This window comes from Vibrio sp. 1F253 (genome assembly GCF_041439295.1).
GTDB lineage: Bacteria > Pseudomonadota > Gammaproteobacteria > Enterobacterales > Vibrionaceae > Vibrio > Vibrio tasmaniensis_A.
Genome location: NZ_JBGONU010000001.1, coordinates 120003 through 138099, shown reverse-complemented (window position 1 = coordinate 138099; position 18097 = coordinate 120003). Strand labels below are relative to the sequence as shown.

The following is an 18097-nucleotide window of genomic DNA, read 5'->3' as shown; positions in this document are numbered from 1 at the left end:
AACAAAACATTAACAAGCCTTTAACTGTAAGGCTTCATGATATCGGCCTGCAGCAGTCACCAACTCGCCGCAAAAATTAATGGGTGGAAAATGACACATAGAATATTTGTAAATGGGTGGAAGCTGACCAATGTACTAGTGATGAATGAGGTCTGACCAAAAGCCCCATTCACGATGATGCCTTGAAGTAATTTCTACCTATCCTGTAGAGTGCTGCACAACTTAGTCAGATTAACTGATCCACTATTTACCAGAGTTGATACCAATGAGTCAGATCTACCATCACCCAGTACAAATTTACTATGAAGATACCGATCACTCAGGTGTGGTTTATCACCCTAACTTTCTAAAGTATTTTGAGCGTGCGCGCGAACATGTCTTGGGTAGCGATAAATTGGCGGAATTGTGGAACGAGCACGGACTAGGTTTTGCGGTCTATAAAGCCAACATGACTTTTCAAGATGGTGTTGAATTCGCTGAGATCTGCGACATCCGAACCTCTTTTGAACTTGATGGCAAATACAAAACGCTATGGCGACAAGAAGTGTGGCGTAAAGATGCAACCAAGCCTGCTGTGATTGGGGATATCGAAATGGTCTGTTTAGATAAAGACAAACAACTTCAGCCTGTGCCTGCTGAAGTCTTAAAAGCGATGCTTGGCGAAACGAGTTAACCTCATCTTACCTCACCTCACCAAACTCGCTTAAAGGAGATGAGACGACGAAAAGGTTCTCATCTCTATCTGCATGGGTAGCAAATTTCCACCAAGCGAAACCGCAAAGCGATACTGCTCATCCAACCGCCCCAAACAACATTGCCAATCTGCAGAACTATTGGCTTTCTCAGTAACATCCAACCCAACTCCACTGTATATGCTGATTTCACCATGCAATCTAATTTCATCCTGCAAGTTTGGTTGAAAATCCGAAGAGTGAACTGGCAATGTTTGCTCCGTCAGATTGGAGAAATCGAACGAAAAGCTTCGCAATGATGTCGCTAGCCCCTTGCCCGTGGCTTTGATATACGACTCCTTCAGCGCCCACAGATCGAAAAAGCGCTGTCTTTGTTCTTCTTTGCTGAGCTCAAGTAAATCCGCCAATTCTTTATCTGAAAAGTAGTGCTTCATGATCGAGTCGATATTGGTCGAATTCCTTGCGTGTTCAATATCAACACCCAATTGAACTTGCTTCCCTTCTCTCTGGCAAACTGCAATCAACAAATGTTCTTTGCTATGACTAATATTGAAATTTAACCCCGTCTTGAGTTGCTGTTTGGCGACTAAACTTGGCTTTCCTTTCTCGCCATATTCAAAGCGCCACGCTTCAGGCATCAAATCAGAATAGCGAGACAGCACCTTTCTTAGGTAATTTCGAACATACAGAGCCTGAATTTGAGATGAGGGCATTCGATAGCGCTCAACTTTGGCTATCTCATCGGCTGTCAGTCTCTTTTTGAGCTGCGATACATTGTCTGGCTGGTCATCTAAATTACTCAGAGAACATAGCCACAAATCAACAACGGAAGTTTTCATTTAACTCGAACTCACTTCTAGAAATCACTCTTCAAAACACGATTGGAACAACCAAATCGAACAAATTTAACTCATCTATGATTTAAGTAAAACCTAGAGAATACGGGAGGGAAACACCCTTCATATACGGGCTTAAAACCAATTTTTTAAATAATAACAAATTAAAACACAGATCACACTTAGCCTTGCACAAGAGGCATCCATTAAATGTTACTTACAAAAACATGACATAGATCTCACCAAATCAAAATATAGAGTAAAAACACTAAATAACAACTCATAACCATTAATTATCAACAAGTTAATGAAATTGAAAATGCAAAAATCAAAACCATACCAAATTCATCTGGTCTGAACAGATCATAGTGGCCTCTGGGAGCATTGTATCAATAAGTCACCTCGGGTAGCCTGCTCAACCATTAAACAAATTCACACGTTTTCTTTGCGGATACCGACTTTTCATTTAGTCAGACTTTGAACAGGATTTTAATGGACATCGCCTCAAAATTTGAATGCCACCGTCGCGCATGAAACACCTCCCCTACTCTCGTAAGTCAACGCACTTCGAAAGCCTAATTTCTATCTGGTTGCCGCCACTCAGCAACCTGAATTTTCAGCTGCGCTTCCCTAAATCTGTTTCAGATTTTCTTTCTTTAATTTTAAAAGCGCAGCCTCAAAACACGACATCACTTTCTGTGATTTCTAGTGGAGACTCATAATGAGCCAACCCGAGACAAATACACCGGAATCAGTCGACGATACTCGACTGAATAAACGCCTTAAAGATATGCCTGTCGCTATCGTTGGTATGGCGAGCATGTTTGCAAACTCTCGCTACCTGAATAAATTTTGGGACCTTATCAGCGAAAAGATCGATGCGATTACTGAAGTGCCCGATACGCACTGGCGTCCAGAAGATTACTACGACTCAGATCGTACTACGCCAGACAAGTCTTACTGTAAGCGCGGTGGTTTCATCCCAGAAGTGGACTTCAACCCTATGGAGTTCGGTCTTCCGCCAAATATCCTAGAACTGACTGATACGTCGCAGCTGCTTTCTCTGATCGTGGCAAAAGAAGTACTTGAAGATGCCAAGCTGCCTGAAGGCTACGATCGCGATAAGATCGGTATCACGCTCGGTGTGGGTGGTGGTCAGAAGATCGCTCAAAGCCTGAATGCTCGCCTGCAATACCCTGTTTTGAAAAAAGTCTTCAAGAGCAGTGGCATCAACGACGAAGACAGCGAAATGCTGATCAAAAAGTTCCAAGACCAATACATCCACTGGGAAGAGAACTCATTCCCTGGTTCATTAGGTAACGTAATTTCAGGTCGTATTGCTAACCGCTTTGACCTTGGTGGCATCAACTGTGTAGTAGACGCTGCGTGTGCAGGCTCTCTAGCCGCAATGCGTATGGCTCTAAGTGAGCTGGTTGAAGGCCGCAGTGAAATGATGATCACAGGTGGTGTGTGTACTGATAACTCACCAACCATGTACATGAGCTTCTCTAAAACTCCAGCATTCACTACTAATGAAACCATTCAACCTTTCGATATCGATTCAAAAGGGATGATGATTGGTGAAGGCATCGGCATGGTTGCTCTAAAACGTCTTGAAGATGCTGAGCGCGATGGCGACAGAATCTACTCAGTGATTAAAGGTGTCGGTTCTTCTTCGGATGGTAAGTTCAAGAGTATTTACGCACCTCGCCCTGAAGGACAAGCAAAAGCACTAAAACGCGCTTACGATGATGCTGGTTTCGCACCGCACACGCTTGGCCTTTTAGAAGCGCACGGTACAGGTACTGCAGCGGGTGATGTGGCTGAATTTGGTGGCTTAAACTCGGTATTCAGTGAGAACAATGAAGAGAAGCAACACATTGCGTTAGGCTCTGTGAAATCTCAAATTGGTCACACCAAATCAACTGCGGGTACTGCCGGTTTAATCAAAGCTGCATTAGCACTGCACCACAAAGTACTGCCGCCAACGATCAACGTATCGGCTCCGAATCCTAAACTGGATATCGAGAACTCGCCGTTCTACCTAAACACACAAACGCGTCCTTGGATGAAACGTGTCGACGGCACACCGCGCCGTGCTGGTATCAGCTCATTCGGTTTTGGTGGCACTAACTTCCACGTGGTATTGGAAGAGTACACACCAGAGCACACTCGCGGTGACAAATACCGTCAGCGCCAAGTACCGCAAACTCTGTTATTCAGCGCAGAATCTCGCCAAGCACTGATCAATGAACTAAAACAGGTTTCAACTCAAGCTGCAGACGCTGCGTTCAAACTGGAAACGCTTGCTGAGCAACATGGTCTACGCGAAGTTGACGCTAAGCATGCTCGTCTTGGTTTAGTCGTGACTGACCAAGCAGATCTTTTAGCGCAACTGACTCAAGCGCTTTCTATGCTTGAGAGCCAAACAAAAACACATTGGCAAATGCCAAACGGTACTAGCTACCGTGAGTCGGCACTGATTGCAGAAAATGGTGCGGGTAAAGTAGCAGCTCTGTTTGCAGGTCAAGGTTCGCAATACCTAAACATGGGTCGCGAGCTTGCATGTCACTACCCTGAGATGCGTCAACAGCTTGCTCAAGCGGATCAAGTATTTGGTCAGCACAAGAAAACGGCTCTGTCGCAAATTCTGTTCCCAATTCCAACTTTCACACCAGAAGCAACCAAAGCTCAAGAAGCGGTGTTAACCAACACGGCCAATGCTCAAAGTGCGATTGGTACTGTGTCTATGGGTCAGTTCGACATCATGACTCAAGCTGGCTTCAAAGCTGACATGGTCGCAGGCCACAGCTTTGGTGAGCTAAGCGCACTATGTGCATCGGGTGTTATCTCGCAAGACGATTACTACCAGCTAGCTTTCGCTCGTGGCGATGCGATGGCTGCAACACCAGAACAAGGTGACAGCGGTACGATGTTTGCGGTCATCCTAGACGCAGACAAACTTCCAACCGTTGAAAGCTGCATCAGCCAATTCGAAGGCGTGAGCATTGCCAACTACAACGCTCCGACTCAACTGGTTATTGCAGGTCCAACTGCGACGGTTCAACAAGCAGCACAAGCGCTAACAGAACAAGGTTTCAAAGCGATTGCTCTGCCAGTGTCTGGTGCTTTCCACACACCGCTTGTTGCTCACGCTCAAAAACCATTTGCTGCTGCAATTGATAAAGCTTCATTCAGCGCTCCAACGCTGCCGCTTTACTCGAACGCAACGGGCAAACTGCACAGTAAAGACGCTAAAGCGATTAAGAAAGCATTCAAACAGCACATGCTGCAATCGGTTCGTTTCAGCGAGCAAATTGAAGCGATGTATGAAGCAGGTGCGCGCGTATTCGTTGAGTTCGGTCCTAAGAACATTCTTCAAAAACTGGTTGAGAAAACATTGGCTGATAAGAACGAAGAGCTTTACGCAATCAGCATCAACCCAAGCCCTAAAGGCGACAGTGACCAACAGCTTCGCTTAGCTGCGGTTCAATTGTGCGTGGCAGGTGTTTCATTAGACAACATTGACCCTTACCAAGCTGACATTGCTGAACCTGCGAAGGCATCACCAATGAACATCAAGCTGAATGCAACCAACTACATCAGCCCTGCTACTCGTAAGAAAATGGATCAATCATTGGCTTCAGGCAACGTCACCGAAAAGACTGAGATTGTTGAAGTGAAAGTTGAAGTCGAGAAAATCGTGGAAAAAGAAGTGATTAAAACAGAAATCGTTGAAGTACCTGTGGCTGCTCCTCAAGCTTCAAATGTACAACAGTCAGCTGCTCCAGCACCAAGTGCACAAGTGGCAACAGCAACTCCGCAATCACAAGTGGTTCAAACTGCCCCAGCGACTAGTCAGCCAACAGCTCAAGTAACGGTAGATGAGTCTTCATTGCAGTCGTTCTTCAATGCTCAACAACAAGCAGCAGAAGTACATCAGCAATTCTTGGCGATTCCTCAGCAATACGGTGACACGTTCAACACCCTAATGTCTGAGCAAGCGAAAATGGCAACAGCAGGCGTAGCAATTCCTGAGAACCTACAGCGTTCTATGGAGATGTTCCACCAGCACCAAGCTGAAACGCTAAAAGCTCACGCTCATTACCTAGAAATGCAAGCGCACAGCAACAACTCAGCACTTAATATGCTGACGCAAGGTTCAGTACAAACGGCACAACCAACCTTCGTTGCTTCTGTAAATGCTCAGCCAGCGATTCAAGCTCCAGCTACTCCAGCAGCTGTCGTTCAACAACCTGTAGCTCAAGTACAGTCGGCTCCTGTACAAGCTGCGCAAGCTCCAACAGTAGTAGCTCAACAAGCTCCAGTACAGAAAGCCGTTCCTGCACCACAAGTAGCCGCTCAAGCAGCAGCACCGGTTGCAGCTCAACCTGTGCCAGTTAAAGCGCAACCAGCTCCTGTGGTGGCACCAGTAGCAGTACAAACAGCCGACGCTGAAAAAGTGATGCTAGAAGTAGTTGCCGAGAAAACGGGCTACCCAACGGAAATGCTTGATCTAGAAATGGACATGGAAGCAGACCTTGGTATCGACTCAATCAAGCGCGTAGAAATTCTTGGTACCGTTCAAGACGAAATGCCGAACCTACCAGAGCTGAACCCTGAAGATTTGGCTGAGTGTCGTACTCTTGGTGAAATCGTTACCTACATGAACAGCAAGATGCCAGCATCAGCGCCTGTGGCAGCACAGCCAAGCGCAACTGCTCCTGTTCAAGCCGCTAACGGTCTTGATGCGAAAGTCGTTCAACAAACCATGCTAGAAGTGGTGGCTGAGAAAACGGGTTACCCAACGGAAATGCTTGATCTAGAAATGGATATGGAAGCAGACCTTGGTATCGATTCAATCAAGCGTGTTGAGATCCTTGGTACGGTTCAAGATGAACTGCCTACTCTTCCGGAGCTAAACCCTGAAGACTTAGCTGAGTGTCGTACTCTTGGCGAAATCGTTAACTACATGAACAGCAAGCTTCCAGCGTCTGCACCAGTTGCAGCACAAACTGAAGTAGTTGCTCCAGCAACAGCTAGCAATGGACTAGATGCGGCTGTCGTTCAGAAAACCATGTTAGAAGTAGTCGCTGAGAAAACGGGCTACCCGACTGAAATGCTAGACCTAGCAATGGATATGGAAGCTGACCTTGGTATCGACTCAATCAAGCGAGTTGAAATCCTAGGTACGGTACAAGACGAACTACCGACTCTTCCAGAGCTAAACCCTGAAGACCTCGCAGAGTGTCGCACTCTAGGCGAGATAGTTGCTTACATGAATACTAAAAGCATGAACAGCAAACTTCCAGCTTCTGCTCCAGTAGCGGCTCAAGTATCCGCACCAGCGCAAGCAGTATCAAACGGTTTAAACGCAGAACAAGTTCAAAGCACAATGTTGAGCGTAGTAGCGGATAAAACTGGCTACCCAGCAGAAATGCTCGACCTAGCGATGGACATGGAAGCAGACCTTGGTATCGATTCGATTAAACGCGTCGAAATTCTAGGTACGGTTCAAGACCAGCTACCAACATTGCCAGAGCTGAACCCTGAAGATCTAGCTGAGTGTCGTACTCTTGGCGAAATCGTTGACTACATGAACAGCAAGTTAGCTCCTAGTTCGGAAGCAGCGACAGTAGCTCCTGCTACAGAAAGCACGAGCAATGACCTAAATCCTGCTCATGTTCAATCAACAATGATGGAAGTGGTTGCCGATAAAACTGGCTACCCAGCAGAAATGCTCGACCTAGCGATGGACATGGAAGCAGACCTTGGTATCGATTCGATTAAACGCGTCGAAATTCTAGGTACGGTTCAAGACCAGCTACCAACGCTGCCAGAGCTAAACCCTGAAGACCTAGCTGAGTGTCGTACGCTTGGTGAAATCGTTACCTACATGCAAAGCAAGCTATCCGCTGCTGCACCCGCAGCAACTCCAAAAGCTGAATCAGTAACGCCTATCGCAGAAACAGCGACAGCGGAACTTCCTCCACACAATGAGGTAGCGCTAAAAAAGCTACCAGCGGCAGATAAACTCGTCGATTGTTTCTCAAAAGACGCTTGTGTCGTGATCACAGATGATGGTCACAACGCCGGTGTTCTAGCAGAAAAGTTGACCGCTAACGGCATTCAAGTGGCTGTAGTGCGTAGTGCTCTTTCTGCCGCGTCACCTTTAAACAGTGAAATCGCAAGCTACACACTCAACAGCGTCGATGATGCTGGTGTCACTGCGGTTATTAACGACATCGAAGCAGACCTTAAAACATCGAACAAAGTGATTGCAGGCTTCATTCACCTACAAGCTATCGTTGATGCAAAGCAAAGCAACGAGCAAGCGGTTAACTTGAATGCAGATTCAAGAGCTTCGCTAACCACTGCGTTCTTGTTCGCCAAGCACCTAAATGGTCAGCTGAATACCGTTTCTGGTCGCAGCGTGTTCTTCACACTAAGCCGTATCGATGGTGGCTTTGGTTACCTAGATACTAAGCAATTAGCGAATGCAGAACTTAACCAAGCCGCGTTGTCTGGTCTAACGAAGACACTGAGCCATGAATGGTCAAACGTATTCTGCCGTGCATTGGATGCTGACGCTTCTATTGATGCTCGTCACCTAGCTGAAGCTATCACAGGCGAACTGTTCGATGTCGATACCAACACGGTTGAAATCGGCCTTAGCCATGCGGAAAACGGTGAATCTGGTCGTGCAACACTGATTGCGGCAACACCAGGTGCTGCACAAACTAAAAACACAGGCGCTCAACTCACCAAGAGCGACAAAGTACTTGTGACGGGTGGTGCTAAAGGCGTAACGTTTGAATGTGCACTGACGCTTGCTAAGCAATGCAAATCTCACTTCATTCTTGCAGGTCGTAGTAAGCATATTACTTCAGCCGAGCTACCTCAGTGGGCACAAGGCAAGCAAGAGAAAGAGCTAAAACCTGCTGCAATTGCGCACCTACAAGCTACGGGCGATAAGCCAACGCCGAAAAAAGTTGATGCCTTGCTAAAACCGGTATTGAGCAGCCTTGAAATCAACGCAGCACTTACCGCTTTCAACGAGATTGGCGCGAGCGCTGAATACCTAAGCTTAGATGTTTCGAACCATGAGTCAGTAGCGAAAACACTGGCAAATTTCGACGACATTACAGGTCTTATCCACGGCGCAGGTGTACTGGCTGACAAACACATTCAAGACAAAACGCTTGATGAACTAAACATGGTTTACGGCACGAAAGTAGGCGGATTAGAAGCCGTTCTTGGTGGTCTTGATAGCAGCAAGCTAAAACTGATTGCGATGTTCTCTTCGGCAGCGGGTTTCTACGGAAACACAGGCCAAAGCGACTACTCGATGTCTAACGAGATCCTAAACAAAGCGGCTCTGCAACTGTCTGCGCGTAACCCTCAAGCGAAAGTGATGAGCTTCAACTGGGGACCGTGGGACGGCGGCATGGTAAACGCAGCGCTGAAGCGTATGTTTACAGAGCGCGGTGTGTACGTAATTCCTCTTCAAGCGGGTGCAGAGCTATTTAGCTCTCAACTACTGAACGAAACTGGCATTCAACTGCTGGTTGGCACGAGCATGCAAGGTTCTGACAACAAGGAAGCTGCTGTAAAAAAGCTTAATGCGGAGTCTGTGCATCTTGCAGAGAGTCCGCTGAATACAAGCATTACTGTGACACGTCATCTTGATCCTAAGGCATTGCCTTTCATTCAAGATCACTGCATTGCCGGTAACCCAGTGTTACCGACAGTGTGTGCCATCCAATGGATGCGTGAAATCGCTGAGCAACTGTTAGGGGTGAACGTTAGCGTTCACAACTACAAACTGCTGAAAGGTGTGATTTTTGATACTGATGAAGTGCAAGAGCTAAGACTGGTTCTTTCCTCTGATGCTAAATCAAAAGGTCAGCTAAAAGCAGTGATCAGTTGCCAAGGACGACCACAGTATCAAGCTCAGTTGCAAGTTGCCTCTGTGCAAGTTTCTGAAGATGTTCAACAAGCGTCGACAAAGCGCTTTGAAGCCAACACTTCAGCTCCTGTAACAACGGCACAAGCTCTATACAGTGACGGCACTCTGTTTCATGGACCAAGATTGCAAGGTATTACCTCAGTCGAATGCTTTGACGACTTAGGTTTATTGGCTCAGTGCCAACTACCTCAGATTGAAAACAGCGACTGCGGATCATTTATTCCGAAGCAAGGTTTTGGTGATAGCCAGCCATTTGCTGAAGATTATCTATTGCAAGCCATGTTGGTATGGGCTCGATTGAAATACGGCGCGGCAAGCCTACCGTCTGCAATCGGTGAGTTTATTTGTTACGCACCGATGCACGATGGTGACCAAGGTTGGCTAGATCTGAGCGTGATAAAAAGTACGGCTCGTTCGCTTCAAGCTGATATCTCGCTTTACCACCAAGATGGTCGTTTAAGCGCGGTAATGAAAGGTGCAAAAGTCACCATCAGCAAAAGCTTAAACGACGCATTTTTGCCGAAGTCTAGCTCAGCAGTGTCGAAGAAAGAGACTACTAAGAACCCAGAAAAGGAGCAATTGTCATAGTGACTGTTCCTACTAATAAAGCGATGCCATTGCGCATCGCTCTTTTAGCTCAGCCAGCAAACGCGGCTGAGCTTTCTGCCGACTTATTTCCCTCGTTCCCAGAGATGGTTACTGTTGTGGTTGATGGCAATTTTAATCAAGCACTTGCTCACGCCATCGAGACAGTCAATCAAGGTAATGTTGTTAAGCTTTGTTTGGATTCTCATTCTCCATCATTGGTGATGTTGAGCGCGTTGACGGCTGCTCAAAACAAGATTCATCCACACGCTTATCTAGCGGGTTTTGCAGATATAGCTACCGGAGATAGCATTCAGCTAGCTCTGGATATTGCGCGCCGCCCCGCGACAGATTTAAGTCATCAACAGCAACACTCTGACTTATCGGCTTCGCAGCAGTTTGATGAATTGTTGAATATAGTTAATGCGATATCGAGCCGTTCATTGCCGAGCCATTCATTACCTAACAATTACTGGTTCACTGAGCCGAACAAAGCACGTGTTGCTGCGTTAACTTTCAGTGACGATAGCCAAAAATCCACCAGCCTGATATTGACTCAAGCGACCGGTTTGCAAGAACCAAAACCCTTGCTATCAAGCGAGCGTTTGATGTTTGTGGTTTCAGGCAACGAACAAGCCGAGTTGGTTTCTCAGTTAATCTCGTTGAGAGAAGAGCTTAAATGCGTTAGCGATTCGGCGGACAGCGAACTTGCTATCGCCAGCTTGATGCATTCAAACCTAAGCCACTTCCAAAGCGTTCAGCACAATGCTGACCGTGGTGCGAACATCGTGATTCAAGCGGCTTCAATCGATGCGGCACTACAAGAGATCACAGCGGTAGAAAATGCGTTGCCAAAAGTAATGGCTGATAATAGCCAATACAAAACGCCAGCAGGCAGTTGTTTCTCACCGATGCCTCAAAGCAAAGGTGGCGTTGCATTTGTTTACCCTGGTGTTGGCACGGTTTATCCCGGCATGTTGCGCGAATTTCACCACCATTTCCCACAGTTATTTGCTCGCTTAGAGCGCGAAGGTAACTTGAAAGAGATGCTGCAGGATGAAAAAACCTACGCTGACGATTCGCAAGAAATGTCGCTCAGTGAGCTGGCAATTGCAGGTGTGGGCAGTAGTTATCTGTTAACACAACTGCTGTGTGATGAATTCAAAGTGCAGCCAGACTTCGCTTTGGGTTACTCCAAGGGTGAAGCCTCCATGTGGGCCAGCTTAAATGTTTGGAAGAACCCACATGCGCTGATTGAGATGACTCAAACCAGTCCTATCTTCACGACGGCTATTTCTGGCGAACTCACAGCAGTGCGTCAAGATTGGCAGCTGAACAGCGACGAAAGCATCCAATGGAATAGCTTTGTGGTTCGCAGTGATGCGCAAGCGATTAAGGCTCTGTTACCAGAGTTTCCGCGCGCTTATCTCGCTATCATCCAAGGTGACACTTGTGTACTGGCAGGTTGTGAAAGTACCTGTCGTGCTCTGCTCAAGAAGCTGGGGAAACGAGGTATTGCCGCTAACCGTGTTACTGCAATGCACACCACGCCAGCGTTGAGCCAGCATAGCCAAGTGCAGGAGTTTTACACGCAACCACTGTTCGACGAGTTGCCAAAGCATATCCGCTTTATCAGCGCAGCAGGTCTACCGACTGGCGCACCAATCAATATCGACAGTGACAGCATCGCCCTTTCGATTGCCGACACTTTCTGTTCAACGCTGGATTTCACCGCGTTGATCCAGAGTGCGCGTCAACAAGGTGCTCGTCTGTTTGTAGAAGTAGGTGCCGATCGTCAAACCAGCACATTGATCGACAAGATCAATCGTAGCGACAACGTAGCAGACCAGTACTGCACAATCGCTTCCAATGCCAAAGGCGGTGACGATGTTGTCACGCTCATCAAATGCATTGGTCAGCTCATTACTCATCAAATTCCACTGTCTGTCGAGCCACTTATTCAAGGGCTAAAACAACAGATCACCACCGCTAAGCAATTAAGTGGTGTGTCTCAAGGCAGCGCAGTGAATCATCAAGGAGAGCTAGTATGAGTTCTCAATCGAACCAGTATCAGGCTCAGAACAAACAACAAGTAAAGTGCAATAAGATCGCGATTGTTGGTATTGCAAACCAATACCCAGAAGCTGATACGCCAAAAGACTTTTGGCAAAACTTGCTGGATAAAAAAGATTCTCGAACCACATTAAGCGCTGAAAAGTTAGGAGCTAAACCTGAAAACTATCAGGGCGTGCAAGGTGAGTCAGACCGCTTTTACTGTGACAAAGGCGGTTACATCGAAAACTTCAATTTCGATAGCAATGGCTACCGCTTAACAGCAGAATCGTTCAACGGTGTTGACCAAAGTTTCCTATGGGCTTTGGATACCAGTCGTAAGGCGTTAGTCGACGCTGGCATTGATCTGAATGCCGATGTTTTAGAGCGCACAGGCGTGATCATGGGTGCCCTTTCGTTCCCAACCACACGTTCAAACGACCTGTTTCTACCGATTTATCACTCGGTGGTCGAGAAAGCATTTAAAGATAAATTAGCTAATGACCAATTTTCATTGCTACCAACCAATGAAACCGCGCAAGACCTCAACCCTATCAATGGTGCAGCGGCACACAACGCCTCTAAGTTAGTGGCTGATGCATTGGGTTTAGGTAACGTACAACTGAGTCTAGATGCCGCATGTGCAAGCTCTGTGTATTCATTGAAGTTAGCGTGTGATTACTTGAATACAGGCAAAGCCGACATGATGTTGGCAGGCGCGGTATCCGGTGCTGACCCATTCTTTATCAATATGGGTTTTTCGATCTTCCACGCTTACCCTGATCACGGTGTGTCGGTTCCGTTTGATAGCAACAGTAAAGGTCTGTTTGCTGGCGAAGGTGCGGGGGTTTTAGTCCTAAAACGCTTAGCTGATGCAGAGCGTGATGGCGACAATATTTACGCAGTCGTCAGCGGTATTGGCTTGTCGAACGATGGCCGAGGCCAGTTCGTATTAAGCCCAAACAGCAAAGGACAAGTCCAAGCCTTTGAACGCGCTTACGAGGCTTCGAACTTATCACCAGACAGCATTGAAGTGATTGAGTGTCACGCAACCGGTACACCATTAGGTGACAAGGTTGAGTTAACCTCAATGGAGCGTTTCTTTGCTGACAAATTGAATGGTTCGAACCCGCCATTGATTGGCTCTGCTAAGTCCAACCTCGGTCACTTGCTGACTGCGGCGGGTATGCCAGGGATCATGAAAATGATCTTTGCGATGAAAGAAGGTGTGCTTCCGCCAAGTATTAACTTGGATAAGCCACTATCGTCGCCAGAAGGTTTATTTGGCTCACAGACTCTGCCAACGCAGGTTCAATCTTGGCCAAGTAAAGCGGGCAACTCAGAGCGCTGTGCGGGTGTTTCTGTCTTTGGTTTCGGTGGCTGTAACGCTCACTTACTGCTTGAAGCGTATTCAGACACCAGTCATGTAAACCCGACTCAAGAGTCAGCGTCTCCAAGCCTACAACCATCTAATTTAAGCATTACTGGTCTAGCGTCTCACTTTGGTTCTCTGCAGAGCATCAACGCGCTAAGCACTGCGATTGAGACCAACAACGATGCTTTCATTGCCTTGCCTAAGAAGCGCTGGAAAGGCTTAGACCAACATCCAGAACTACTGAATCAGTTTGGTTTACACGGTATTCCAAATGGCGCGTACATCGATCAATTCGATCTCGATTTCCTGCGCTTCAAAGTGCCGCCAAATGAAGATGACCGTTTGATCTCTCAGCAGTTGCTACTGATGAAAGTTGCAGACGAAGCCATCAAAGATGCCAAGCTTGTTGCAGGCCAAAAGGTTGCGGTTTTAGTTGCGATGGAAACAGAGCTTGAGATGCACCAATTCCGTGGACGCGTAAACCTGCATAGCCAATTGGCTGACAGCTTTGCCAACATGGGTATCGAACTAACTCAAGACGAATACCAAGCGCTAGAAACCATCGCGATGGACAGTGTGATGGACGCAGCCAAGCTGAACCAATACACCAGTTTCATCGGCAATATCATGGCTTCGCGTATCTCTTCATTGTGGGACTTTAATGGCCCTGCCTTTACGATTTCAGCTGCTGAACAGTCGGTTGCTCGTTGTATTGATGTTGCACAAAACTTGATGTCACAAGAATCTATGGATGCCGTTGTAATTGCAGCCGTCGACCTAAGCGGCAGTGCGGAACATGTGATTCTGAAGAACAGCATGAGCCCAGTGTCACTTGCTCCAAAATTCGGACAACCGCAAGACGGCAGTTGGAATGTGGGTGAAGGCGCAGGTGCAATTGTTCTTGTGGAAGAAGGTCGAGTAGCGCGCAACCAAGAGACAGCTTACGGCAGCATCAACGCATTAGCCTTTGGCTCAAGCGAGCGTAACAACGCCGTTGTTGATGAGTTATTGACTCAAGTCGGTATGAGCTCGAACGATGTATCTCTGCTTGAGCTTAACCATGCACCAGAATCTTCATCTCATCAGTTTTCGTCTCTAAGTTTAGGGAACACAAAGACTACTCAAGCAAGTCAACGTGTGGGTCATTGCTCTGCTGCTTCTGGTATGGCAAGCCTGCTACACGGTCTGCTCAACCTGAACCTTGCACCTCTGAATCCGAATGTCAGTTCTAAGAGCGCGATTGTTGCCAACATCAGCGAAGGACAATGTTCACAGCTGCTACTAAGCCAATCGAGTGTTGAATCTCAATCACTTTCCGTTCGTTTAAGCAATGAACTGGCGAGCGATGCTAAACGTCAATTAGTTAAGCAAGTGACTCTTGGTGGTCGTGATATCTATCAACATATTACCCAAACCCCAGTGACCAACTTGGCAACGATTCAACAGAAAGCTTCTGGTAAACAAGCAGCAAGAGTGGCGTCGGTTCCAACGACAGCAAGCATTCAAGCAGCCCTTGCACAAAAAGAGTTAGAGAAGAATGCATTAGCGCAAAACGCGATAGAGCCAGTCATCGAAACTCCTACATCAGTATCCCCTACTCTGGCGCCAACTCGCCACAGTCAGCTAACAGGTAACCACAGCAATATGACTCATGTCCTATCCGCTAAAAATGGCGCGTCTCAAATCGACGCAGCTTCACAGCAGCCGCAAAATCTAAGCCAAAACCAAGCTTTTGCTCAAAACCAGCAAGCGGCTCAACAGGTACACAAAGCATTCCTGCACACACGTGCCCAAGGCATGCAGATGGCTGATGCGTTATTAAAAGCACAGCTAAACGCAGTGACATCTGGTTTAGATAGCAATGCCCTGATTCAACAAACGACCAGCCAACAAACAAATAGTCAACAAACGACTGGTCAACAAACGCCAGCTCAGCCTGTTCAAGCTCAACCGGCTCAGGTTTCGTCAACGCCAGTCAACGTACTTGCGACGCCAGCACCAGTAAAACCTATCCGTAAGCCATGTATCTGGGATTACGATGATCTGGTTGAATACGCTGAAGGCGATATTGCGAACGTATTTGGCCCTGATTACGCGATCATCGATAGCTACTCGCGTCGCGTTCGCTTGCCAACCACGGACTACCTACTGGTATCTCGTGTAACCAAGCTAAACGCGACCGTTAACGAGTACAAGCCAAGCACAATGACCACAGAATACGACATCCCAGTTGATGCGCCGTATCTTGTTGATGGTCAGATCCCTTGGGCTGTTGCAGTTGAATCTGGTCAGTGTGACCTAATGCTAATCAGCTACTTAGGTATTGATTTCGAAAACAAAGGTGAGCGTGTTTATCGCCTGCTTGATTGCACGCTGACCTTCCTTGGCGACTTGCCTCGTGGTGGCGATACACTGCGTTACGACATCTCAATCAACAACTTTGCTCGCAATGGCGACACGCTGCTGTTCTTCTTCTCGTACGAATGTTTCGTTGGCGACAAGATGATCCTGAAAATGGATAACGGCTGTGCGGGCTTCTTCACCGATGAAGAGTTGGCAGATGGCAAGGGTGTGATTCACACTGAAGATGAAATCAAGGCTCGTAAGCTTGCAACTAAGCAACGCTTCGATCCTATGTTGCACTGCCCTAAAACTCAGTTTAACCACCAAGAATTGCGTCATCTACTGACTGCCAACATTGCAGAATGTTTTGGTCCAACTCACCAATCCAATAGCCACCAGCCTTCTTTATGCTTCAGCTCAGAGAAGTTCATGATGATCGAAAAGGTTAGTCGTGTTGAACCACAAGGTGGCACATGGGGACTTGGTCTGATTGAAGGTCATAAGCAGCTAGAGCCTGAGCATTGGTACTTCCCTTGTCACTTCAAAGATGACTCGGTAATGGCTGGTTCTTTGATGGCAGAAGGTTGTGGTCAACTGCTTCAGTTCTTCATGATGCACCTTGGCATGCACACGCTTGTTCAAAATGGTCGTTTCCAACCGCTTGAAAATGCGCCTCAACAAGTACGTTGCCGTGGTCAAGTTCTACCACAATCGGCAGAACTGACTTACCGCATGGAAGTGACTGAGATTGGTCTAAGCCCTCGCCCATACGCGAAAGCTAACATCGATATTTTGCTGAATGGCAAAGTGATTGTTGATTTCCAAAACTTGGGTGTGATGATCAAAGAAGACGACGAATGTACTCGTTATCTGCCTTCTTTAGAATCAGCTGTCGCGACCCCTGTTATCGAAAGCTTGGACCATAAAAGCTTGGGCCATACACCAGCAGTGAACCAACAGGCTTCAGCGAATGCGCCATTGATGGCTCAAATTGAAGACCTAGAAACTGCACCAAACAAAGGTGTGGTTCCTCTTCAACACGTTGAAGCTCCGGCAACGCCTGATTACCCGAACCGCACACCCGATACGGTTCCATTCACGCCTTACCACATGTTCGAATTCGCGACTGGCGATATCGAGAAGTGTTTCGGTCCTGATTTCTCTATCTACCGTGGAATGATTCCACCACGTACTCCGTGTGGCGACCTACAGCTAACTACTCGTGTTGTTGAGATCGACGGTAAGCGTGGCGACTTCAAGAAGCCTTCATCGTGTATCGCTGAATACGAAGTGCCAGAAAATGCATGGTACTTTGATGAAAACAGCCACCACACCTTAATGCCTTACTCGGTGTTGATGGAGATTTCACTGCAGCCAAACGGCTTTATCTCTGGCTACATGGGCACAACACTTGGCTTCCCAGGTGAAGAACTGTTTTTCCGCAACCTAGATGGCAGCGGCAAAATGCTGCGCAACGTCGACTTGCGTGGCAAAACAATTACCAACGATTCTCGTCTGCTTTCAACAGTAATGATGGGCACCAACATCGTACAGAGCTTCAGCTTTGAACTGAGCACCGACGGCGTGCCGTTCTACCAAGGTACAGCGGTATTTGGTTACTTCAAGGGCGCAGCACTGAAAGATCAGCTTGGTTTGGACAACGGTAAAGTAACTCACCCTTGGCACGTTGATAACAACCGCACGCCGGATGTAAACATCAACCTACTAGACAAAACGGCGCGTTACTTCAATGCACCCGTTTCAGCTACTGGTGAAGTGCAAGAGCATTACCAACTGGCTGGCGGTCGCTTGAACTTTATCGATACGGTGCAGATCACCAGCGATGGTGGTAAAGACGGTCTGGGTTACCTATACGCTGAGCGTACGATTGACCCAAGCGATTGGTTCTTCCAGTTCCACTTCCATCAAGATCCGGTAATGCCAGGTTCTCTGGGTGTCGAAGCGATCATCGAGCTGATGCAAACCTACGCGCTAAACAAAGATCTTGGTGCTGGCTTCCGCAATCCGAAGTTTGGTCAAATCCAATCTGAAGTGAAGTGGAAATACCGTGGTCAGATTAACCCTCTAAACAAACAGATGTCTCTGGATGTACATATCACTGCGATTAAAGACGAAGACGGTAAACGTATCATCGTTGGCGACGCAAACCTGAGCAAAGATGGTCTGCGTATTTACGAAGTGAAAGACATCGCAATTTGTATCGAAGAAGCATAAGCCTGACACG

At 47.2% G+C, this 18097-nt stretch carries 6 protein-coding genes; 5 read left to right on the top strand and 1 reads right to left on the bottom strand.

Going from position 1 to position 18097, the window contains the following annotated elements; all coding sequences use genetic code 11:
* The first annotated feature begins 265 nt into the window (after positions 1 to 265).
* On the top strand, positions 266 to 673 hold the full coding sequence (locus tag ACED28_RS00630) for a thioesterase family protein (RefSeq protein WP_004736070.1): 408 nt from the start codon (positions 266 to 268) through the stop codon (positions 671 to 673).
* 30 nt (positions 674 to 703) lie between these two features.
* On the opposite strand, the gene ACED28_RS00625 is transcribed toward ACED28_RS00630, so the two are convergent.
* Complete coding sequence (locus ACED28_RS00625) at positions 704 to 1531, bottom strand: 4'-phosphopantetheinyl transferase superfamily protein (RefSeq protein ID WP_371709058.1); 828 nt, start codon at positions 1529 to 1531, stop codon at positions 704 to 706.
* A 527-nt stretch (positions 1532 to 2058) separates the two neighbouring features.
* Between ACED28_RS00625 and ACED28_RS00620 the strand changes: the two genes are divergently transcribed.
* Genes ACED28_RS00620 through ACED28_RS00605 form a run of 4 tightly spaced genes read left to right on the top strand, consistent with a single transcriptional unit; the run spans position 2059 to position 18087 of the window.
* A complete protein-coding gene (locus tag ACED28_RS00620) occupies positions 2059 to 2250 on the top strand; it encodes a hypothetical protein (RefSeq protein ID WP_017076779.1) in 192 nt (63 codons plus the stop codon).
* A complete protein-coding gene (locus ACED28_RS00615) occupies positions 2250 to 10085 on the top strand; it encodes a phosphopantetheine-binding protein (RefSeq protein WP_371709057.1) in 7836 nt (2611 codons plus the stop codon). The genes ACED28_RS00620 and ACED28_RS00615 overlap by 1 nt, the downstream gene beginning before the upstream one ends.
* On the top strand, positions 10085 to 12133 hold the full coding sequence (locus ACED28_RS00610; RefSeq protein ID WP_371709056.1) for a PfaB family protein: 2049 nt from the start codon (positions 10085 to 10087) through the stop codon (positions 12131 to 12133). Before ACED28_RS00615 ends, ACED28_RS00610 begins: the two co-directional genes overlap by 1 nt.
* On the top strand, positions 12130 to 18087 hold the full coding sequence (locus ACED28_RS00605; RefSeq protein ID WP_371709055.1) for a beta-ketoacyl synthase N-terminal-like domain-containing protein: 5958 nt from the start codon (positions 12130 to 12132) through the stop codon (positions 18085 to 18087). Before ACED28_RS00610 ends, ACED28_RS00605 begins: the two co-directional genes overlap by 4 nt.
* The last annotated feature ends 10 nt before the right edge of the window (positions 18088 to 18097 follow it).